Source organism: Pseudobutyrivibrio sp. 49 (genome assembly GCF_900100545.1).
Taxonomy (GTDB): domain Bacteria; phylum Bacillota; class Clostridia; order Lachnospirales; family Lachnospiraceae; genus Pseudobutyrivibrio.
In genome coordinates this window covers 97170-118421 of the sequence record NZ_FNDP01000001.1, presented here as the reverse complement: position 1 = coordinate 118421, position 21252 = coordinate 97170, and the positions used below count along the sequence as shown (strand labels likewise).

At 38.5% G+C, this 21252-nt stretch carries 23 protein-coding genes; 1 reads left to right on the top strand and 22 read right to left on the bottom strand.

The window, feature by feature from the left end:
- Positions 1–37: 37 nt before the first annotated feature.
- The 11 genes from BLP54_RS00505 to BLP54_RS00455 all read right to left on the bottom strand — a co-directional run bounded on the left by BLP54_RS00505 (position 38) and on the right by BLP54_RS00455 (position 11591).
- Positions 38–1321, bottom strand: a complete 1284-nt coding sequence (locus BLP54_RS00505) for a PhoH family protein (RefSeq protein WP_090165709.1) — start codon at positions 1319–1321, stop codon at positions 38–40.
- A 219-nt stretch (positions 1322–1540) separates the two neighbouring features.
- Positions 1541–2929, bottom strand: coding sequence for a magnesium transporter (mgtE, locus tag BLP54_RS00500; RefSeq protein ID WP_090165707.1), 1389 nt, complete (start codon positions 2927–2929; stop codon positions 1541–1543).
- Between the two features lie 224 nt (positions 2930–3153).
- On the bottom strand, positions 3154–4635 hold the full coding sequence (locus BLP54_RS00495) for an AAA family ATPase (protein ID WP_090165705.1): 1482 nt from the start codon (positions 4633–4635) through the stop codon (positions 3154–3156).
- A gap of 126 nt (positions 4636–4761) precedes the next feature.
- Entirely contained in the window at positions 4762–5613 is an 852-nt protein-coding gene (locus BLP54_RS00490) for a YitT family protein (protein WP_090165703.1), read from the bottom strand.
- 151 nt (positions 5614–5764) lie between these two features.
- Entirely contained in the window at positions 5765–6232 is a 468-nt protein-coding gene (locus BLP54_RS00485; RefSeq protein WP_090165701.1) for a hypothetical protein, read from the bottom strand.
- A 27-nt stretch (positions 6233–6259) separates the two neighbouring features.
- Positions 6260–6988 carry a hypothetical protein gene (locus tag BLP54_RS00480; protein ID WP_090165700.1) on the bottom strand — a complete coding sequence of 243 codons (729 nt, stop codon included), beginning with the start codon at positions 6986–6988 and terminating at the stop codon, positions 6260–6262.
- Positions 6989–7002: 14 nt separating this feature from the next.
- Positions 7003–7416, bottom strand: coding sequence for a hypothetical protein (locus BLP54_RS00475; RefSeq protein ID WP_090165698.1), 414 nt, complete (start codon positions 7414–7416; stop codon positions 7003–7005).
- A gap of 138 nt (positions 7417–7554) precedes the next feature.
- Positions 7555–9354, bottom strand: coding sequence for a methyl-accepting chemotaxis protein (locus BLP54_RS00470; protein WP_090165695.1), 1800 nt, complete (start codon positions 9352–9354; stop codon positions 7555–7557).
- A 198-nt stretch (positions 9355–9552) separates the two neighbouring features.
- Positions 9553–10401, bottom strand: coding sequence for an FKBP-type peptidyl-prolyl cis-trans isomerase (locus BLP54_RS00465; protein ID WP_090165694.1), 849 nt, complete (start codon positions 10399–10401; stop codon positions 9553–9555).
- 40 nt (positions 10402–10441) lie between these two features.
- Entirely contained in the window at positions 10442–11119 is a 678-nt protein-coding gene (locus tag BLP54_RS00460) for a hypothetical protein (RefSeq protein ID WP_090165692.1), read from the bottom strand.
- Positions 11120–11390: 271 nt separating this feature from the next.
- Entirely contained in the window at positions 11391–11591 is a 201-nt protein-coding gene (locus tag BLP54_RS00455) for a hypothetical protein (RefSeq protein ID WP_090165690.1), read from the bottom strand.
- A gap of 277 nt (positions 11592–11868) precedes the next feature.
- Here BLP54_RS00455 and BLP54_RS00450 point away from each other — a divergent pair, with 277 nt between their 5' ends.
- The gene (locus tag BLP54_RS00450) at positions 11869–12381 is read left to right on the top strand and encodes a SprT-like domain-containing protein (RefSeq protein ID WP_090165688.1); all 513 of its coding nucleotides are present in this window, start codon (positions 11869–11871) and stop codon (positions 12379–12381) included.
- On the opposite strand, the gene BLP54_RS00445 is transcribed toward BLP54_RS00450, so the two are convergent.
- From BLP54_RS00445 to BLP54_RS00385, 11 genes are all read right to left on the bottom strand, one after another.
- A complete protein-coding gene (locus tag BLP54_RS00445) occupies positions 12376–13368 on the bottom strand; it encodes a serine hydrolase domain-containing protein (protein WP_090165686.1) in 993 nt (330 codons plus the stop codon). The two genes, BLP54_RS00450 and BLP54_RS00445, sit on opposite strands and share 6 nt — an antisense overlap.
- A 502-nt stretch (positions 13369–13870) precedes the next feature.
- A complete protein-coding gene (locus BLP54_RS00435) occupies positions 13871–14398 on the bottom strand; it encodes a DUF1697 domain-containing protein (protein ID WP_027209112.1) in 528 nt (175 codons plus the stop codon).
- A gap of 59 nt (positions 14399–14457) precedes the next feature.
- On the bottom strand, positions 14458–14910 hold the full coding sequence (locus tag BLP54_RS00430) for a GNAT family N-acetyltransferase (RefSeq protein WP_029233031.1): 453 nt from the start codon (positions 14908–14910) through the stop codon (positions 14458–14460).
- A 390-nt stretch (positions 14911–15300) separates the two neighbouring features.
- Positions 15301–15615 carry a TfoX/Sxy family protein gene (locus BLP54_RS00425; RefSeq protein WP_090165682.1) on the bottom strand — a complete coding sequence of 105 codons (315 nt, stop codon included), beginning with the start codon at positions 15613–15615 and terminating at the stop codon, positions 15301–15303.
- A 28-nt stretch (positions 15616–15643) separates the two neighbouring features.
- Complete coding sequence (locus tag BLP54_RS00420) at positions 15644–16177, bottom strand: flavodoxin domain-containing protein (protein ID WP_090165680.1); 534 nt, start codon at positions 16175–16177, stop codon at positions 15644–15646.
- Positions 16178–16463: 286 nt separating this feature from the next.
- On the bottom strand, positions 16464–17777 hold the full coding sequence (locus BLP54_RS00415; protein WP_090165678.1) for a carboxylesterase family protein: 1314 nt from the start codon (positions 17775–17777) through the stop codon (positions 16464–16466).
- Positions 17778–17883: 106 nt separating this feature from the next.
- On the bottom strand, positions 17884–18987 hold the full coding sequence (locus BLP54_RS00410) for an ATP-binding protein (protein WP_176754423.1): 1104 nt from the start codon (positions 18985–18987) through the stop codon (positions 17884–17886).
- A gap of 151 nt (positions 18988–19138) precedes the next feature.
- On the bottom strand, positions 19139–19849 hold the full coding sequence (locus BLP54_RS00405; protein WP_090165674.1) for a LytR/AlgR family response regulator transcription factor: 711 nt from the start codon (positions 19847–19849) through the stop codon (positions 19139–19141).
- A gap of 121 nt (positions 19850–19970) precedes the next feature.
- Positions 19971–20201 (bottom strand): hypothetical protein, encoded by a 231-nt coding sequence (locus tag BLP54_RS00400; protein ID WP_090165672.1) that lies wholly within the window; start codon positions 20199–20201, stop codon positions 19971–19973.
- Positions 20202–20268: 67 nt separating this feature from the next.
- Complete coding sequence (locus tag BLP54_RS00395) at positions 20269–20481, bottom strand: hypothetical protein (RefSeq protein WP_090165670.1); 213 nt, start codon at positions 20479–20481, stop codon at positions 20269–20271.
- A 409-nt stretch (positions 20482–20890) separates the two neighbouring features.
- Entirely contained in the window at positions 20891–21241 is a 351-nt protein-coding gene (locus tag BLP54_RS00385) for a DUF5688 family protein (protein ID WP_176754422.1), read from the bottom strand.
- Positions 21242–21252: the final 11 nt, after the last annotated feature.

Below are 21252 nucleotides of genomic sequence, written 5' to 3'. Positions count from 1 at the left end.
CCTAAAGGAGGATTTATAAAATAAACAAGAGATTAAACTATTTGATTACAAGACGCTTTGCGCCTTCAGCCGCAAGTGGGCTTCGAACAGTCTCGCTTTCATCAAAGGTAACCTGTGCACAAAGCTTTGAGCCCTTCATTCTCTCTGAAGCAAATGTAAGACCATTATTCTTTCTATCAAGCTTAGGAGAATCAATCTGGTCTGGATCTCCAAGAAGAACTACCTTAGAGCCCTTGCCTGCTCTGGTAATAATTTCAAGAATCTGTCCAATTGTGCAGTTCTGTGCTTCATCCACTATGATAAAAGAATTAACAAGAGAACGACCTCTCATGTAAGCCAGTGAACAAATCTCGATAATACCTGTTTCAAACATGTCCTCTATTTGGAGCTTAACCTGTTCCTTCTCTTCATTTTGCCCTTTGAGAAGTACCTGCAGGTTATCCATAAATGGTGCAATAAGAGGAGTCATCTTTTCTTCCAAATCACCAGGAAGGAATCCCAAATCGTTATCTGAAAGAGTATTGCTTCGGGTAATCATGATTCTGTCGTAGCCGTTGTGGTAATATCCCTGAAGTCCTGCTGCCAGTGAAAGGAAAGTCTTAGCCGTTCCTGCACTTCCCTTTAAAATAACAAGTGGTAAATCCTCTGGATGTGCCAGCAAAGCATATAAAGCAAATCGCTGTCCTACATTTCTAGGCTGACAGTATGGAGTGTAGTAGTCTCTGTCCTTTAACAGGTGCCATCCGTCTTCCTTAAAGGTGTAGAGGGCTGAATTACTTCCGTCTCTACAAATACCAAATTCATTTTCTAAGAATCCCTTATTAAATGGACTCTCTATATCTTCCGGTGTGATATCCCTTCGTCCTGTATAGTTCTCACTGTCAAGAATCATCTCGTTGTGATAGCCCTGTACTACACAGCCACACATTGTTGCATTGATTCTCATTGAAATATCATTTGTAACTAATATAGTTTCTAAGTCTGATTCCTTAGCTATGCCAAGTACACCATTTATTATTCTGTTGTCAGGTTTGTCTAGCGAATACTCAGCTGGAACCAGCTTCTCAAATTCAGATTCTTTGGCGATTTTAAAGGTACCGCCATTCAGCATTGTAACTCCACTCGCATAATCTCCCTCAATTGATTCGATGTTTCGAATTGACTCTCTGGCGCCATAGCCCACCTCAGCAAAGGCTGTCTTCTTGGAATCAAGTTCCTGAAGAGTTGTGGTGGTGATAATAACATTGTTATCATCAAAACCAAATAACGCAGTAGGACAATGGATCAGAATGTTGGTATCAAGGACGTAATTTTTCTTCATATGGGGTCACACTCCTTACCTATTAAATTTTAAAAAACAAGAGCTTCTGTACCTAATATATCGACCGTATAGAAGGTAGTTTTTATAATTTAATTCTATCTTATTTGCATAATAAGTTCTACAACATTTTGTTGTTTTTTATGACAATTATGTGAAAAAAGCCCTGTATATTGTTATTTTGAATAACAACATACAAGGCTTCTTAAAATCTGTTTATTATTACAAACGTCCCACCAAAAGTAAACCTGCAAGACCATAATATGTTACCACTGCAACCAAATCATTTACCGTGGTAATAAGTGGACCAGAAGCTACCGCTGGGTCTACCTTAATCTTGTGGAAAAAGATAGGAATAATTGTACCGATGAAGCTTGAAACAATCATTGCCACAAAAAGTGAAAAACCAACAATGCCAGATACACTGAAGGCAGCGTACCATGCGTAGGCCTTAAAACCATGAAGATATACTGCAACAAATACAAAGGCAAGTAATCCTAAAATTAGTCCGTTGGTACCTCCAACTCTCATTTCCTTAAGAACGAACTTTGCTTTTTCTACTCCAGAAATTTCCTCATCCATAAGAACTCGGATGGTAACAGCCAGAGACTGTGTACCAACATTTCCGGCCATATCCAAAATAAGAGACTGGAACACTACTACAACTGCTACTGAGGCTACAACGCCTTCAAAGATACCAATAACAGAGCTTGTCACAAGCCCTAATCCTAAAAGTAATAAAAGCCAAGGAATACGCTTTTTAATACTTTCAAACAGCGACTCGTTTAAATCTTCCTCTGCTGTCAAACCAGCCAACTTAGCATAGTCTTCACCCATCTCATCATCAACGGCCTCGATGATATCCTGAGATGTGATTACACCGATGATTTCATCGTTTGGATTAAGAACTGGAATAGAATCCTCTGCGTAATCCTTTAACATTTCGATGCTATCTGAAATAGATGCATCAGCCTGAACGCTTGGGTAGCTGTGGCTAATGATGTCTGTAAGAGGAGTATCAGCTCGGGCGAGAATTAAATCTCTAAGCTCAATGGCTCCACAGTATTTGTCGTTATCATCCACTACATAAATAGTGTTGATATTGTCATTATCCTGAGACTGGGTAATCAGAGCTCGCATCGCCTGCTTTACAGAAAAGTTTTCTGCAATAACGATGAAGTTCGTAGTCATCATGCTACCGATTTCATCTTCATCGTAAGAATTAATCAGTCGAACGTCTGCAGATGCGTCCTCATCCATCAATTCGATAAGCTTTTCTCTCTGCTCCTCATCATCGATGTCTTCCAAGGCATCAACCGCATCATCGGCGTCCATGTTTTCAAGGACGTCAGCCGCCTGCTCTGGTGTAATCTCAGTTAAGTATTCTCCTACATCCTCGATGTAAGGGAAAATTTCAGACAGGAGCTCCGCACCTAAGATGCCGAAAAGTCTTTGTCTGTCTTCAGTTTCAAGAGACTCGTATGCTTCAGCGATATCATTTTCATGATAATCATCCAACGCCTCAATCATCTGCTCCGCACTCATATTTGAGCGCAGTAAGTCTATAATCTCCTGAATCTTGTTGTCTTCTAGTAAGTCTTTTGTTTCCATAGTTTCGTTTGAACTATAGGCATAAAAAAGTCACTGAATATGTAATTGCAAAAACACAAAAAGGAAAACTGCCCGATTAGTATAAGAAAAGAGCAGCTGCAAAATAGTTACATAATCGCCCGTGACTGTCGGATTTATCCATAGCTGCTCTCCTTTCGTTTTAATTGAATATATTATAGATATTAACAAAAAAACTTTAACACAAAAATTTAGTTTTTGCTACCCTATAAGTAAAGTTTTTCTACCATTTTTCTGTCATAGACAACAGACTCCACTTTGTCCACTTCTATTTGATACAAAGCATTTGCTGCAAGATGTTCTGCAGCCTGCTCCACATTTCTGATGCCTGTAGAAATAACAAATTTCTCCATAACAGCATCGAGTCCATCCTCTGTAACCTGGCACTCTTCTTCAGCCATTCCCATCCTCTTAAGAACCTTAGGCAATGAAAATCTTCTAAAGATTTCCTTCTTCTCCTGAACAGAATAATCTGGAATATCGATAACTGCAAAACGAGACATAAGTGGTGCTGAAATATCTGCCTTAACATTCGCTGTAGCTATTGGGTATACCCCCATTGTTGGAATCATGCACTCCATATAATTATCAGTAAAACCAAGGTTATCAAGAAGTGTAAGAAGAACATCCGCAGGGTTACCATTGCCCTTTCCAGAGTTTGCTTTATCAAGCTCGTTAATTATGAATACAAGGTTGCTGGTACCTGAATTTGCAAAAGCCTCCATGATGATACCTGGTTTTGCGTTTGAATATATTCTTGAGCTTCCTGTAAGCTGCTCCGGGTCATTGATAGAACTCATATCAAGAGTAGTCCATGGAAGCTTTAGGATTCTTGCTACCGCATATGCGATTTGAGATTTTCCAACTCCTGCAGGACCGCAAAGAAGCAAGCCATAGCTAGGCAAAGTGTGGGTGCGGTTCACCTGAATAACAGTCTCCATGATTCTCTGCTTTACGGACTCCAAGCCGTAAAGCTCTTCATCCAAAATTCTTCTTGCTTCTACCGGATCAATGGCCTCGAAATAATCACTCTTCCAGTGTATTCCCGTCATAATAGACAGAGCTCGTTGAGCATGTCTTCTCTCTTCTATTGTTACTTCAGCTGATTTTGCAACTGCAAGATTTCTTCTAGCCCATAGTCTGATGTTGTCAGGGAAAGTTCTTCCGGCACAGGTAATGAAATCAGTAATTGACTGGATGCTAGTAAGCTTCATATCATCGCCATCTTCTGCATCTTCATCATCCAGTTCCTCTTCGGAAGGGGCATTAGAAGCAAAAAGGCGCTCCATCATAAACTGCAAAAAGCCATCCTCTGAAGAAAGCTTACCGTTACCTGTCGCAGTTTCTCTGATTTTGTAAACTGCATATCCCTCTGCTATATTGGCACCTGAAAGTCTCACAGGAATATGATTCTCTCCCAGCCATCCAATAAGGCTGACAAAGCGAGAGTCCACCCTCAGAATATCAGTAGAAATAACGCCATTATCTGATTCGTATTCGAAGCTGCTTCTGGAAATCGGATTAGTGAACGTTCCATTTGTATGGTGCTTCATTACCCCTGCCTTATCTGCCAAAACCAAAATTGGCTTTTCAGCAGATGCCACCGGCTCGTCCGAGCGAAATGTAGTGTATGTCACCACAGCTTCCTTTTTCTCTTTCTCATCATTAGCAAAATCAAACACTGGCATAATCCTTCTCCCTTTCAACTATTACGCTTTATTTGACTTTCATTCTAGCAGAACACTTTAGTGCAGTAAAGTGTATAAGTAAAATTTAAGAGCCACCAGAAGCTTCTGAATGACTCTCATATCATCTTATAAGTATTTCTTCTGCTCAGTAAAGCCTCGACCCTTTACCTCAGATACACGGCTGACAATAATGAAAGCCTCAGGGTCGATTTGGTGTACAAGACGCTCAGCCTTCGCCAGCTCTCTTGTGGAAACAATTGAAAGACAAATCTCTGTGTCCTTGCCAAGATAGCCTGTGCGACCGTACATAACTGTAACACCACGGTCCACATCCTGAAGGATGGCACGACGTATTTCATCACTCTTCTTGCTGACAATCTTTATCTGAGTCTTAGCTTTTCCAAGAATCAAGGTCTTATCCAAAGTCATGGTGTAAATAACCACCAGGATAATGCCGTAAAGCACTAATCTGTGATCAGTAAAAATAGCCTGAACACCAAGAATTATAATATCGCACACCCACATTACGCCTGAAATAGATGTACCGAAAAACTTATTCATAACGATTGGTGGAATATCCATACCACCGGTAGATGCACCAGTTCTGATTACTATTCCAAGGCTGGCGCCAATAAGTAATCCACCAAAAACCGTGCACAAAACTATATCATCAACAGGCTCATAATGAGATGCAATGATTTCTGCAATATGAATCTCTACTGGTAAACAAAATGTGGAAAGTAAGGTGTTGGCTGCGAAGCGACGTCCCATAACGCGCCAACCAACTAGAAATAGAACCGTGTTAATAACAAACACAGCATAAGAAGTTTTGATTCCCCACATATGGTGAACAAAAAGAGCTAAACCTGTACCACCACCTGTAATAAGTCCTGATGGCTCTACAAAGAATGCCACCCCAAGGGCATACAAGAATAGTCCCGCAATTACGATTAATCCTGTCTTAATTATCTGTTTCATTAAGTGTCTCCATACATTATTCTCTTTAACACAACAAAACAGATTGTACATCATCTGCGGACATTTGTCAGCACACCACGGTAACGCGTTAGCAGACTAAAGTGTTTGCCACCACACTAAAAAAGCTGGTTACTGTCACAAGCCATCCTTACTACTTATCAAACCCTAGGAAATGCATACGGCCATCCTGAGTTTTTACTTCGTGTTGAGGCTTTTCGCCTACGTCAGGATTGAAGAAAACTCCCTTGAGGCTATTTGTGCGATTTCGGATGCAGTCCGGACAGTAGCGTCCATATCGAATACTGCAACCACAGGTTTCGCATTTGATGTATACACTGCTTCCCTCAGGAATTTCTAAGCGCCCCTCCCTGAGCATTCCATTTACCAGCTCAATAGGGACTCCCGTATTATCAGAGATTACAACGGCAGGTGCTGCGCCGTGCTCATCTATATAGTCCTTGATGCGACCGAAATCATCTATTTCCTGATTGCCACACTCATAGCACTCATAATAGCCTCCACCAATGTAACTTAGTCTCCCTTTACATTTCGAACAGCGGGTAGGCTTACGCTCAAGGAACTCCTTTTCAAATTTTTCTATATCTTCCTTTTTCCCCATAAATACACCTGCTAATTATTTTTCGCTTTATAGGTCAAAATCTACAACGCTGTCATCAAGTGGAACTATATCTTCGGGTGCACCACCCTCCAAGCCTTCACGGATAAGCTTCCAGTTTTTTAAAAACCAAACCGTCTGTGCTGGATGCTTGTATAGGGAAAGCATCTGTGCCCCCTCATATTTGAATGGATAAGTAACCGGAAGACTGGTTGGTCTTGATGTTGTAAAAAAGATAACGTGTCTATATTCTTTCTTTATAATCGCCTCTGGAGTCGTACAGTAAAAAATACAATCATTGTGCTCTGGAGCATAGACAAAATTCATTTTTGTCTGCTCTACCTCCATTGGCTCCATTCCATCCACAAAGAAATCCCTCTGACGGGCTTCCTTCATACCTTCGTCTGTAGCAGCTTCATCCCTGGCAGCCTTAACGGCTTCCTTCCACTTTTTCGCCTCCAAAGGATTCATGAGACCTGCAAAGAATCTGTCTTCCTGTTCTACTCTCTCTTGATCCTCCTCTGATTCACTAGGATCAATTGTGGTCTTCAGCCAATAATTTATAGTATTGAGATGTTTGTTAAGCTCTTCGATATGAGGCGCGTAAATCCTATCCAGATTTACCATTCCCTGCCAATACTCCTGAAACTGCTGTTGTGCATCTCTCCTGGCATTTTTTCTAAGAAAATGAATAGGCAAACCTATTAAAAGATTTATCGCTGCTAGTAAAACTACAACATTAACTGTAAACCAATTCATATCAGCCCCCGATGTTAACGAATAATGAAATTATAAACCACCACGCCTAGCAATATAATTAAAAGAGCGGTGTTAAACTGTAATACCACAATCAACTTATCTACACTCTCTTTATTGGCAGCCTTCAGCTTTGCACTTATATCCTTTGTCGCTGTGTCCAGCTGGGTCTTTATTGGTGCATCATAGTCCAAGGAACTTTGAAGCTTGGTAATCTTTTTATCCAGCTCAATTATCAGCTTCTCCATTTTTCGTTGATTATCTTCTATTGCATTAATGAAATTCTTATCATCCTCCTGTAAGGAATCTAGTGCTTTTTCAAGTGCGTGCACACGTCCCTGGAGTCTGTCGATTTCTTCTCGGATAGCCTCCTCACTCATGCCCACATATCTGCGGCTGAAAATAGACTTTCCCTTGTATTCTTCCGCCATTTTGTTCTCCCTTTATTTGTAAGTATAATTCAACCACTATATTATATACTTGTCTAAATTCTATCACTTTATCCCCATAATTGTATAGTCAAGTCACAAAAAAGTCACCCTTTGCAGGGTGACTTTTGAAATCTATTTTTAAAGAGAGAATCGAGCAACAAAATCCTGAAGTTCCTGAGCATTTCCAGCCAGCTTGTCAGATGCCTGGGCAACCTCATAAGAGGATGCTGTCTGCTCCTGAGAGGCGGCAGATACATTTGAGGTTTCATCAGCAACCTCAATACTCATCTGCTCAATATCCTTGATATTCTTTGCAATTGTCTCAGTTCCACTAGAGAGCTGAGCAACAATACCGCTCATTGTATTTGATTCCTCAGAAATTGAGTTAACCATGTTTACAATATTATTGAAGGTGCTACCCGCCTCATTAACAAGCTCTGCACCATTTACTACGTTCTGTGCGCCATCATGCATAGCCTCTACAGCTTCCTCTGAATTCTTTGTAATTCCTGCAATCAGCTCTGTAATCTTCTGAGCTGCCTGATTAGAATCATCAGCAAGCTTTGAAATCTCACTAGCTACGACAGCAAAGCCCTTACCCATTTCACCAGCACGGGCAGCCTCGATACTTGCATTCAATGAAAGGAGGTTTGTCTGGCTTGCGATTTCAGAAATAGTAACAACGAAATCATTGATACTCTTAAGTCGCTCGCCAAGTCCCTCTACTACCTGGGCTGTATTTTCAACAGATTCTCTGATACTATCCATCATATCTGTTGCATTTGTCATATCAGCAGCACCATTAACAGCAGCCTCATTTGTCGACTTAATCATATCTGTTGTACGATTAATTGCTTCCTGGAAGTTCTCCATGTTGGTAACGAAGGAATCGGTCTCGTTACTTGCACCTGTCACAGCATTAATCTGGCCTGAGCAAGAATTTGCAACGTTTGTACATGAGGTTGCAACCATCTCGGATGCCTCTGCAGACTGTGAGGCTGATGCTGAAAGCTCTTCTGATGCGGCAGCAACTGAAGTTGTGGTATCAGAAATCTCCATCATAAGTTTTCTAATATTACCATGCATTAAATCCAAGGCCTCTGCTATAAGACCAATCTCATTGTTTCTATTAACAAGGGTTCTAACCTTGTCCATTTCTTCATTCTCTGTAAAGTCACTGTTAGACATTCTTACAATCTGGCTAGCAGCAAGAGAAATAGGCTGCGTAATCTTTGTACCAAAGAATAGTGCCACAACAACACCACAAATAATAAGGATAAGAAGGATAACAATTGTGGCGATAATACTCTTTCTAAGGGCAGCGTTGGCATGCTGGCTATATACAGCAGTCATTTCCTCCAGATCATCTACCCATACACCAGTACCCATTACCCAATCGAATGGCTCATAGTAAGCTGTATAGTTTATCTTTGGAAGCTCTTCTGTCTCATTTGGCTTTGCAAACATAAGACTTGTGTAGCCACCGCCTTCCTGCATACCATTTTGAATCATCATCTGGATAAACTTGTTTCCGCTGGAATCCGTTGAATCCCAACGAGATTGTCCCTCTGTATCTCTACCAAGAAGAACTACGTTAATACCCTCAGAAGTATCAACCCAGAAATATCCACTTCCATCATTATATCTAAGCTCTCTAATAATATCTGCAGACTGCTTTTTTGCTTCCTCCAAAGTCATTTCTCCAGCCTCATACTTAGCATACATAAAGGCACAAATACTCATGGCTTCCTCAGTTTCAAACTTCAACTGATTCTTTACATCAGCGTAAAGTCTCTCCTTATAAGCCTCTGTCTGCTCAGAGTTAGTATTCAAAGTGTTAATTACAGTAAATGTAGAAATGATACCGGCGGTGATAACTACTGCCGCCAGGATGACTGCTATAAGCACAGTCTTTAAAGAACCCCTCTTTTTACCCATAGTGTGTACTCCTTTTCCCAAAAAGTAATACGACAATTGATAATGCTATAATACCATCTGAAATATGGTCATTTTTTAATTTCACAATTATTTCGTTAATTTTTCGCAAAATGATTGCATGCTATTTAAGTGCATAAAAAATGGGAGGCATTTCTGCCTCCCTGTGCTGCTAATCCCACTGGGATTAGATATTTTATTCTATTTTACTTCTACAAGCTCAATTGTAAAATTAAGCTCCTTACCAGCCATCTCGTGGTTTGCATCAAGAGTGATATTTGTCTCATCCTTGGCAACTACCTTTACTGGGAATGGTCTTCCATAAGGATCCTGTAAGTATACCTGCTGGTCTACTACTAACTCCTCTGAACCTGGAAGCTGAGCAATCTCCAATGTAATAACTGCATCTTCGTCACGCTGTCCATAGGCTTCCTCTGGCATAAGGTGTACTTCAACCTTATCGCCAACTTCCATGTTAGCAACAGCTTTATCGAAGCCCTTAATCATCATTCCAGCACCACAAACGAATTCAAGTGGCTCTCCTCTGTCATAAGATGAATCAAACTGAGTTCCGTCGTTGAATGTACCTCTGTAATGTGTACGGCATGTCTTACCAACATTCTTACCCTCGAATGCAGGCTCTGAATGGCATCCACCGCAACCAGAATGACCGCCGCAGCTATGGCCGTCCTCATGATCACCACATGTATGGCCTTCGCCGTGATGATTGCAATTAACACCTGTGTTAATAAGCTCACCCTTAAGATATGCCTCAACAGCAGCATTAACATCACCTGATGCACCAGCACAAAGCTCAATTCCATTCTCGCTAAGAGCTGCCTGAGCTCCTCCGCCAATGCCACCGCAAATAAGTACATCTATTGACTTATTGCTAAGAAGGCCTGCCAAAGCACCGTGTCCCTGTCCATCAGAACCGATAACCTCAGATGAAACTACTTTGCCGTCCTCTACTTCAAATATTTTAAACTGTTCTGTATGTCCAAAGTGCTGAAACACCTGTCCATTCTCATATGTAACTGCTATTCTCATTTTCATACTCCTTCAAACAAAATCCCGTTTATTATAGCTTTTATATGGTATCGATGCAATGGTAGTCATCATAAACAATTATCTCAACTACCGGTGAATCCCAAGAAGGGTACTTAAGAGAAGCATTTCCTCTTTCATAAATATCCGAGCGAATAGTATGTTTATCAATAATAAATTCACTACAGCAACGTGATCTGTATGTAAATGTGTTTGTTGAATCTGTATCAACATCGGCTTTAGCGTCACCCATCATACATTTGATGACTACCCCATTTTCTAATACAAGATCAAGATACTGACCAGGCACAGTGTTAAATCTACTTCCAACTGCTACCAAATACCTGTCGTCCAACATCATAAAACCATCCTGATCTGGCTCGGCTAAATCATTAATTACTCCTGAATCGCCGTATGTAATTTTACTTGAACGCTCGAGAGTTTTTCCTCCTTTGTAGCTTACTGTGTTTCCAGTTTCAGGATTTACGAAGCTACTTGGAATATCGTATTCGGTCTTTTCAACCTCTTCCTGGATTTCTTCCTCTTGAATTTCTTCTTCGAATTCTGCTAAATTTTCTTCTAAAACTTCTGGCCCTGCCAAAACTATATTGTCGTCCTCAATTGTAACTGAGGTACATTCGACAAGACTGCTAAGAATTACTGTATTTTCAAATGTTATTTCCTCTACAACAGTCTCTGCTTCTGCTGCTTCAAACGCCATAGCATAGCTTCTCTTGTAGCAGTGGCAAAATAATATTAATAAAAGTGATGTGATTAAAATAAGACTACAGGCCAGGTGGCCCGATCGAATGTCATTTGAGTCCATTCTTTTCATAATTTAATTATCCTCTCTTTCATAAGTTCGGTAGTCTAGCAAAAAAAAGACAACTAGCAACGGCTAATTGTCATTTTTGTGGTACTATTCTCGTTGAGAGGATGTTGTGTAATAATCCTAAGTTAAAAATTTTAACTATATAGACACCTTATTTTCTTTATTCTTTTATCTGTTTTATCATTTCCTGCGCCAGCTTTTTCGCTTTCTTTGTAAGCAAAAGTTCTTTATATGCCAGATACGCTTCTGCTTCACTTATTTCCATCTTTCCTTCACGTAAAGCAGTTCTGATTGAAAGATATAAATCATAGTATTCGCTGGCCGCCTGATTATCGCTCTTTAACTGTACCATAGTATCCATAGCTCACCCCCATGGACACATATTACTATATGGTTGTGACGAAACGGTTAAGATGAAAAAAAATGTCTCCCTCCGCCAGGGCTTTTCTAACCATTGTAGCCCATCTGGCTTCCTCAGGATATCTGCCACCCATGAATCCTCTCGGATCATAACCATATGTATTTGAATCTCCAAATAATATTAGTCTTCTCATACCATAAATTATGACTGTTTAGTATTTGTATTTCAAAGGAAAAATCAATATAATTGGCTCATATTATAGAAAGAGAATTATAATATGAAAGATTTTGAAATTTTAAAAGAACAATGCATACATGAGGTAACCCGCCTTGGCATCAAGCTAGGCACCATTTCCTCATGGTCAATAAACACAAGAGCAAAGACTCGCTGGGGGCTCTGCAAGCTAAACCACGACGGTTCATACTCCATCGAGATTGCATCCCGCCTTCTTGAAGACGACCGTATCTCTGAACAAGCCTGCAAGGAGACAATCATCCACGAACTACTCCACACCTGCAAAGGCTGCATGCGCCACACTGGCAAATGGAAGTACTATGCTGAAGTTGTAAATCAGGTTTATGGATATAACATCAAGAGAGTCACCCAAGGCCAGGAAAAGGGGGTCGAAAACTATGAAGGCTCAGAGATGAGCATCAAATATGTCTTCACCTGCGGTAGCTGTGGTGCCACCATCTACCGCAAGCGTGACAGTAAATTCACAAGAAATTATAGATACTACGGCTGTGCAAGATGTGGCGCCGTAGCATGGTCTAAAAAGACGGTATCATAGATTTATCGCAGGCAGTACCTTTTTCTCAATAAATTCAACTCTATCAAATATTCTTGGCTTGAATGTACCAGTCATTCCTACTGATACATTTTCCGCCTTATTCACATAGATGATATTTCCGCTGTCACCAATTGCAGCATATACATCTTTTTCATCGTATGTCTTGTACCATAAGTAGCCATAGTTCATGAAGCCAAATCGTTCACCTAGCTTAATTTGGGGTGTGAGCATGTCTTTTAAATACTCTTCGGAGATGATTCTCTTACCGCCATGCACCCCGTCATCCAAAACTAGTTCCCCGATCACAGCCATGTCTTTTGCAGACATGCATAATCCCCAGCCTGCTGTAACACACCCCTGCGGATCAGTATACCACTCGTATTTTCTAGGATTCTTGTTCATAAAGAAATCAAACTGATCCTCTTTGGAACTGTCTCCGTGAGGTATACGCTCTGGAAGCCCCAGCGGTTTAAAAAGATTCTCGTTGGCAAAATTGATGCATTTCCCACCGTATGCTCTTTCAATTACACCCGCCAATATCTGAATGCCCAGCGTAGCATACCGGAACTCACCAGTGATTCCATTACGGCCTCCAAGCGAATCAAGTATCGCAAGCGTAAAGTCTGGCGAAGTACATACCTTCTTCCATGGTTCTGACTTACCTTTATAAGGGGCTGTCATAGTAAGCAGATGTTTGATTGTGACATCATAGATAGTTTTTTCACCGCGCTTTACAGTGTAATCCGGAAAGAAATCCATTACCTTCTGATCAAGATTTTTGATATATCCCTTGTCCAGCGCGATTCCAGCAAGCAACCCCATGATACTTTTGGTCACGGAATTGACATTCATTGCATCCTCAGTCTTGAAACCACGCCAACAATCATCAAGTGCCACCTCATTATCCTTGATGACATATATCTGGCAGATGTTGCTCTCATTGCCAGCGCTCTCATAAATATACCTATGTAACTGTTCTTTGTTCATACTCAACTGCCTCCTCTTAGTATAGATTTGGACGTCCTAATAAAAGGCTAATATGATTAAAAATTCTTTTCAAGAAAAATCTTAAAAATTCTTTCTTACAGTGTTTTTCCAATTATTCTCCAAAACGCTGTAAAATCCCTGATTTACGGAATTTCCAGTCCTACCACAGTCCCCTTCTTCAGCCGGCTTGATTACCATTTATATGGCTTCTGGCACTGAGTCAAGAGAGCGAAGCTTCCGCGAAAGTTCGTATGCAGGGTTAAATCCCATAAGTTTGTCATCCACTAATTGGAGAAGTTCCGGATTCAAAAATGTAAGCCGAATGTAACGTTGAATGTTTCTAGCATTTTCACCAACCTCCTCAGCTATTAGCTCTCTCGACTTCTTACCATTATAATGGTATAGAAAAAGAGCAGCTGTCTTTCGATAACTGCTCAATGTTATGTTCACTATTCAATTGTTAGATCTCTACAAATTTGAATTGTGCGATTAACTTCGAATTTTATTTGCAAACCTTCTTTACTGTATTTGCTGTTCTGATTGTTAATCTATCTGCAATTTCATTAGTTGCAGTTTTTTTCCACCAATTACATTTTTGATATTGCTGTCTATCAAAAGTCCAAAATATAACATTCTTATACTTTTGTACTTTTTCAAGTTCATCGGAAGGTGGTCCTACCATCTCATATATTTGCTCAGGTGTATCATCTGAAAGAACAAAAATTAAATTATCATATTTTTCTTTACTATTTGACCCCCACCATTCAGGTGCATTAGACAAAATATCATTTAACACATCTGCTTCAACTACATATACTGGAATGCGAAGTTCAAATCTATTTATAATCATATCTTCAATTCTATTCTTAAGATTATTGTCATCAGATAAAAATGTAACATTGCCACTATTCAAATATGTTGACACCTGCGTAAACCCTGCATTTTCAAGTTCCAACTTCAAATCAGACATTCTAATTTTGTTTTTACCGCTAATATTTATACCACGAAGAAATGCTATATATTTTTTCATTGAGTCCCCCTTAACCATACAAATTAGGATTATCATCACTACAAAATCGGAAATTCATACTATAATTTATAATACATAAAGTTCCCGTTATGCTTAAATCCAAAATCAGTATATAGCTTTACTCCCATATCTGATGCAGTAATCTGAACAGTACCACAACCATATTCATTAGCTTCATTTACTACTCTTGAAAGCAATTCCTTGGCTATACCTTTTCTCCTGTAATTCGGGTTAGTAAACATACTGGAAAGTAAACCTATTCTTCCAGAAGGACATCCAAAATACGGAGGTTTTTCGACAAAAGACATTCCGCTTGTACCTATAATCTCATCACCATCCATTGCTAGCCATGAGACAAATGTTCCATCTGACATATGTCTTTTGTAATAATCCTTCAGATTTGGGACTAAATCTATGTCTTCAGTCGCACCTTCTTCTCGAAGTTGGTTAATCCTCATTTGAATAAATGTATCTAATTCATTTTCCGTAAGTTTCTTATATATGATATCCACTTTATCCCCCCTTAACGAGTTAAACTGAAATATAATTTGCCTCTAAAAATACCGATTTGTTAATTTCATTGTCTTTTTTATATTGAATCACGTTATTTCGCTTTCATTTACAGAATAATACAATGATTCCCCTTCTTTTTCCGTAACAATTTTTCTTACTTCTTGAAGAATTACGGAACAACTCCATATTTATCCCGTTTTGTTCCGTAGCATGGAGCCAAATTATACTAGTCAATCCATGTCAACTTTTAGTTTAGCCATTCTGTTTACGGAAAGAAGCGTTCGTTTTCGAGATTATTCCGTAATCATTTGCCAATTAACAAAAATACTTACGGTAAAACTTCTAGAAAACAACGTTTATTCCGTAAATCATTGCAAATTTGAATTTCTTTATTTCTTTTTCTTTGGAGCAGGCAATTCATCAACCATAGAATTCAATAGCTTATTCAAGAAATCTTTGTTATCTATGTCATCAACCAAAAGCATTTCCTTGGCTCCCTCATAGGGTGTTTCATATTGAGCGTTAGGCATCATCTGTTTTGCAGATTTAGTTGGTTTTACAAGAAATCTATCATCATAGATTCCGCCGATAATCTTACCCTGATAATAAATGATATATTCCCCCATCATTGCCTTGTACGAAATTTCATCAAGTGATGATAGCTGGTCTAAAATGAATTCCAAATAATCTTTACTTGAAGACATTTAAAACCTCCTTCTCGACAAACTGGAATTATATTTCAAAACATGCTTTGACAATTGGCTCTATCGTGATTAAATCCACAAAATCCACCTGTTTATTATAGGTTTCTATCATTGCCCTTACTTCAGCAGTTTTCTTGTCTTCCGGCAGTGTTACAGCTTTTTTATATAACATTCCCATCATGGTCTTATGCTTAAGTCCTAGCTTTGAATAATCTATTCCACCTCTCAAATGGAAAATAGAAGCTTTATCATATACTTCTGTTGGCAGTTGATTCTTCATGCCCTTCTTTATAGTGTCAGTATTCGTCTTGTCTGTTGGATCTGCAAGTCCCACAGTAGCAATTACTATCGTGTGCCCATTGCTATCCTTCATGCCTTTAAATGTCTTTTTCATCCCAAGTACTCCGCCAGCATATAATGCACCAACATAAATAATTGTATCGTATAAATTGACGTCTGCCACTTCCTCATATGATTTCAACTCAAATCCAAGACGATTTGATAATTCTTCAGCATATCGCTTTGCTGTACCATATTGAGAACCATATATTACTATATTCATATTATCTACTCCCCGAGAAATTTGAAGTTATCGAGCTCTTCTCTAGCAAAAGAGCTCAACAAACTGCCGATTTGTCAATTTCACTGTCTTCAATTATACAGAATCTTCATCCATCAAGGAACACACAATTCAAAAATTGGTACTAAAAAGAGCCCGCCACAATGGCAGGCTCATACATTTCTCTTATAGAAATCTCGATTCTTTATCTTATCGTAACTATTCTTCGTAAAGCTCAATATTCAATTAGGTCAACGAATTTGATTTTTATCGAGCTCTTTCTATTTTCTTATTTATGCTGTGCGTAAACCCAATCTAAGATATCCTTATCCTCAAAAGCTAATGCCCAAGAAGCATGATAAACCATGTGCTGGCCTGCAGCTTCCATTTCATCATCAGAATAAATCTTAATTTTATTATTTTTGCATCCCATATTCTTTAAAATGTCATAAAGCATTGTAGAAGCATATCTTGTGCAAATCTGATCGTGCTCTGCGTGAACGAAATAGATAGGTACGTTCTTTAAATCATAATCCTTCATAGCTGTTTCCATTGCAGAATATACATCAGCATAATCCTTATCAGATAAATCAAGCTTGCTCTCATCCTCAAGCTGATATGCCAATCCATACTTTTCTGAAATAGGAACGATTGTATCCTTTGCACTACTAATAAGAGCAGCAGCGAAAGTATCTGGGTACTGCATAACCATTCTGATTGCAGCACCGCCACCAGATGAAACGCCACTGATGTAAACTCTGGATGCATCAACAGTTCCATCCTTAATCAATGACTGTATAAGTTCATACTTTGCTGTGCCATAAGCATCCATTAGCTTGTTTTCTTCTGGCTTTTCTGTGATACCAAAGCTGTAATTGTCTGGGTACTGAACAGAAATAACTGCTGTGTTATACCCACCTTCAATCCATGCAACTGCTCCGCGATTTGCTACAAGGTTTGCTCCCTCGTATGAAGTAGCAAGAACCTCTCCGCCACCGTGCTCCCAAACCATAAGTGGAACGTTCTTGGCATTTTCTGGAACATATATATCATATGAGATTTCTGTTCCATTAGAATCTTTAAATGTCTTACGAGTAAACTCATCTGCTGTTTTTGTAGTAATATCTTTGAAATCACCAAGACCGCAAGACAATTCTGCACTTGGCCCTGTAACAAGAAGATCATCCAATGTGCTATAAACCACATCCTCTACATCGATTGTCACATAGTTATCAGCATAAGAAACTGAATCGATAGCAGCATCTGAAATCTTTTCCTCTGTCTCTCCATAAAAAGCTACTGGAGCTGCAAAATACTCAACCTTGAAATCCTCTGCCTTAAGGCTATCATCATCAGTCTTAATCTGAATAGTGTCGATTGTCTGACCATTCACACCTACATATGTGTTTAAAATAACATTTTCATTGCCTGTAACTGTTGGCTTGTACTCTGCTGTCTCCTCAGCAACATCGCTTCCCTGCTCCACATTCTCAGTCTTTTCTTCTACTGGCTGTGTCTCCTCTGTTGTAGCACTCTTACCACAACCCACTACACTTACTACCATCATTGAAGCAAGTGTTAATAACATCAATCTTTTCTTCATCCTTAGTATTCCTCCCAATTAAATTGATAAAGACATACTAAAAAATCCAAAAAGCTTATTCAATATTTACTGCACGAGCGGTTATTTAAACTGCATATCCGGTCAATTATTCCTGCATCATCAAAATCATATTCAATTTGAATATATTATTTGAACCATCAATAACCATTTCCCCGTGATACTTGTCCACAATATTTTTGATGCTTTTTATTCCAAAACCGTGAAAGAACGTATTCTCCTTTGTACTGTCTGGAATCGCACCTGTAAAATGTAGCTCACCATTAAAACGATTAGAAATAATGATTTTTACGAAATTACAATCTTTATACATCTTAAAATCTATAACTCTATCAGCAACATCTAATCTCTTAACCGCTTCAATAGCATTGTTCAATGCGTTTCCCAACAATATACTTAAGTCTATAATGTCTATAAAAGAAATATCCATCATTTCCACTCGGCATACAAACTGAATGTCATTCTTTAAACATTGGATTCTCTTTTCATTCAATATGGTATCTAAAATACTATTACCAGAATGAATCATAGAATCATATAGATCAATGGTTTCTTCCAGCTGATTAATTCTATCCATTCTGTCCTCAGGATGCATACCCTTCAATACCACTATCTCATGCTTCAAATCGTGATACTTACGATTTATTATGTCCACATATTCTTTTTTCATCTCGTATTCATGCTTATGGGCATACCACAAATATCGCATAAGCGAAGCTTCTTTTTCTTTTCTATAACCCTCATAAACAGCTAACTGAAGCCACAATACCAATATTATTGAAAAAACAGAAAATAATTGAAACAGATACAAAGTCACTGACCCGCGAGACATATAATTAAAACATAATGTGTTCATGGTGCATATGGCTCCGCAAAGAAATGCTGATATTCCTATCTGCTCCCACTTCATATTTTTAATTCGCTTTTCTTTCAAAAAATGTAAAGTAACTACTTCAGCAGGAATGACTATCGCAAATGCGAAGCATTTTCCTATTGGCATTGAAAGCAAAATATTATGAGGTGTCATAATATCAGCTACTGTGGCCGACAATTGCTGAATCAAATATGTAAAGGTTATTGCCCACACATTGTAGTAGACCAGTTCTTTTAAATCCAGTTTATTAACCACCAGAATAAAAAGTACTCCAACCACATGCATCAACAGATATCCTTGCTGATAATACAGTGCCAACAGTATTCCTATGAAACAAGTAAGTATCGTGCATAGAAAAAATCTTACCTTCCAATAATCTCTTTTTTCAAGAAACAAGCTACACAATATATGTGTCACACTGAAAATAATCATTGTTGCTGCCCAATAAAAAGTATAAAAATCCACCATTTTATCTCCCATCATACACAGTAAATGCCTCTATGAATGCCTTTCGCTCTCGCCTACTTAGAGGTACTGTCTTTCCATTAACAGTAAGTGTATCCACATCTATTCTTTCTACGTTTGCCAGGTTCACCAGGCAGCTCTTGCTACTTTTAACAAACCCCGCTCCTGACAGTTGACTTTCATAATCTTTAAGGGTTCCTGTACACTCAATACACTGGTCCTCATAGTGGACGTTTATTCTATGTCCAAACACTTCAATATAGTCAATCTTAGCTATCAAAAGATTAGACACAGAATCTCTGGTTTTTATGATTATTTTCTTTTTCTTTTTGCTAATACTTTCTATGAAGAAAGGCATTTTAGAATTGATATGCTCATATGTAACCGGCTTTAAAATGTAATCTATTGCACGCACCGAATATCCTTGAATTGCATACTGAAGCATATTAGTAACAAGCACTATCACTGCATCAGTTTGACGTTTTCTAAGCTCCGCCGCAGTTTCAATTCCATTCATACCAGGAATCTCTATATCCAAAAATACTATATCGTATTCACGTTTTTCCTCTAGAAATTCAACTCCACTCCCAAAGCTGGCAATGGAATAATGCATCTCGTTTTTTTCAAAATATCTTTCAAGATGTGTTTTTAATAATAAACTATCTTCTGGATTATCATCGATAATCGCAATTTCATAATTAGATCTTTCTGTCATTTATTCTTTTCCTTAAAAGAGACCTAGCAAAAGGCTAGATCTCCTATAATAATATCTTATTCAAGATTACTTTCCCTATCCTACTCATCGTCCCGTTGCATAAAGAACACCTTAATCTTATTCAAAAACTACACTGCTCTTTCAATACATAAAACATTGTCAATTCCATCCCAATCCAAGCCATGAAGCAATCTTTCGATTTCGTCCGCTCGGCTTTCAATATCCTGAAGAAGGACTCTAAAAACTTCTCAAAGTCCCTGACGCTTCCGCAATACATCAGCCCATCAGAAATAGATATCCCTTCAACCTCGGACAATCCTATCAATTCCTCAGGAACTTGATATTCAGCCATTATTTTCCCCGAGAAATTTGAATTTATCTTTGTCATTTATATAAAAATATAGGTATATTCATATCATTTAATCTGCATGATTATTTGAATTTATTTCATAATCTTCTTTCTTTGAATTTTTGATTCGGCGGACTAGCTCAAATACATTTCTTGAACCAATGACAATCCAGCATATAGTGCAGATTGTATTATTTTCAAAATAATACCTTGCAGCGACAAAAAATGATAAACAAATTAATACAAAGCAACCTACTATCTTTAATAGTTCTTTCTTTTTCATCCTATTATCTCCATATATAACTTTAATTAGCAATATCACAATTATGCCGTAACACTATAAATAAAAAGTTAAAGAACTCGACAAATGTCGATTTGTCAATTTCACTGTCTTCTATTATAGCTAATCCTCATACATCAAGAAATACCAAATCCTATATTAATCCCGCTATTCTCTGTTTCAGTACCCAGACAACATCCTCCTTATCTTTATCTCCAAGCTGATCGAAGATTCGATACAAAGAAATATATCTATTAAATAGGATTTGTTCTTCAGATTGCTCTACATATTCTTCTAATAGAAATGCCTCTATTACAAGGTTATTCGAGGTTTTGATTTTTCGATTTTTGCCTAAAAAACTAGGAAAATCGAGGTTCATCCGCTCGTATTTAATCTTCCAAAAAGTAGATTTCTAAATACTACTTGTTGGCGATAGCTGCCTGGAAAGCTTGCTCTTCATCTGCTCATAATCAGAAAGCGACTCCAGATCGACCTGAGGGGATTCACGGAATCCTTTCTCCACTGCATCAGTAAAATGCTCTGCAATCTCAGTGATTGGTGTACCATTCTCATAAGCAGCAAATGCCTTTTCAACGCTGATGTTCACTCCAATAGAACTGTCCGTAGGTCTTACTGTGATAGCATCATAGCTTTCATTCATCTTATCTACTCTTCGAGCAGTAAGTTCAACATCAGCTCCTCTAACAGCAAGTTCAGCCTTTAACGCATCCTGGAAATCTTCTTTGAAACGTTCATAATCCATATTCAATTTTC

What these genes read in the sequence shown, in the direction of transcription:
- BLP54_RS00505 (WP_090165709.1), bottom strand. Translation starts at nt 1,321, where the DNA reads ATGAAGAAAAATTACGTCCTTGATACCAACATTCTGATCCATTGTCCT.
- mgtE (WP_090165707.1), bottom strand. Translation starts at nt 2,929, where the DNA reads ATGGAAACAAAAGACTTACTAGAAGACAACAAGATTCAGGAGATTATA.
- BLP54_RS00495 (WP_090165705.1), bottom strand. Translation starts at nt 4,635, where the DNA reads ATGCCAGTGTTTGATTTTGCTAATGATGAGAAAGAGAAAAAGGAAGCT.
- BLP54_RS00490 (WP_090165703.1), bottom strand. Translation starts at nt 5,613, where the DNA reads ATGAAACAGATAATTAAGACAGGATTAATCGTAATTGCGGGACTATTC.
- BLP54_RS00485 (WP_090165701.1), bottom strand. Translation starts at nt 6,232, where the DNA reads ATGGGGAAAAAGGAAGATATAGAAAAATTTGAAAAGGAGTTCCTTGAG.
- BLP54_RS00480 (WP_090165700.1), bottom strand. Translation starts at nt 6,988, where the DNA reads ATGAATTGGTTTACAGTTAATGTTGTAGTTTTACTAGCAGCGATAAAT.
- BLP54_RS00475 (WP_090165698.1), bottom strand. Translation starts at nt 7,416, where the DNA reads ATGGCGGAAGAATACAAGGGAAAGTCTATTTTCAGCCGCAGATATGTG.
- BLP54_RS00470 (WP_090165695.1), bottom strand. Translation starts at nt 9,354, where the DNA reads ATGGGTAAAAAGAGGGGTTCTTTAAAGACTGTGCTTATAGCAGTCATC.
- BLP54_RS00465 (WP_090165694.1), bottom strand. Translation starts at nt 10,401, where the DNA reads ATGAGAATAGCAGTTACATATGAGAATGGACAGGTGTTTCAGCACTTT.
- BLP54_RS00460 (WP_090165692.1), bottom strand. Translation starts at nt 11,119, where the DNA reads ATGGCGTTTGAAGCAGCAGAAGCAGAGACTGTTGTAGAGGAAATAACA.
- BLP54_RS00455 (WP_090165690.1), bottom strand. Translation starts at nt 11,591, where the DNA reads ATGGATACTATGGTACAGTTAAAGAGCGATAATCAGGCGGCCAGCGAA.
- BLP54_RS00450 (WP_090165688.1), top strand. Translation starts at nt 11,869, where the DNA reads ATGAAAGATTTTGAAATTTTAAAAGAACAATGCATACATGAGGTAACC.
- BLP54_RS00445 (WP_090165686.1), bottom strand. Translation starts at nt 13,368, where the DNA reads ATGAACAAAGAACAGTTACATAGGTATATTTATGAGAGCGCTGGCAAT.
- BLP54_RS00435 (WP_027209112.1), bottom strand. Translation starts at nt 14,398, where the DNA reads ATGAAAAAATATATAGCATTTCTTCGTGGTATAAATATTAGCGGTAAA.
- BLP54_RS00425 (WP_090165682.1), bottom strand. Translation starts at nt 15,615, where the DNA reads ATGTCTTCAAGTAAAGATTATTTGGAATTCATTTTAGACCAGCTATCA.
- BLP54_RS00420 (WP_090165680.1), bottom strand. Translation starts at nt 16,177, where the DNA reads ATGAATATAGTAATATATGGTTCTCAATATGGTACAGCAAAGCGATAT.
- BLP54_RS00415 (WP_090165678.1), bottom strand. Translation starts at nt 17,777, where the DNA reads ATGAAGAAAAGATTGATGTTATTAACACTTGCTTCAATGATGGTAGTA.
- BLP54_RS00405 (WP_090165674.1), bottom strand. Translation starts at nt 19,849, where the DNA reads ATGACAGAAAGATCTAATTATGAAATTGCGATTATCGATGATAATCCA.
- BLP54_RS00400 (WP_090165672.1), bottom strand. Translation starts at nt 20,201, where the DNA reads ATGGCTGAATATCAAGTTCCTGAGGAATTGATAGGATTGTCCGAGGTT.
- BLP54_RS00395 (WP_090165670.1), bottom strand. Translation starts at nt 20,481, where the DNA reads ATGAAAAAGAAAGAACTATTAAAGATAGTAGGTTGCTTTGTATTAATT.
- BLP54_RS00385 (WP_176754422.1), bottom strand. Translation starts at nt 21,241, where the DNA reads ATGGATTATGAACGTTTCAAAGAAGATTTCCAGGATGCGTTAAAGGCT.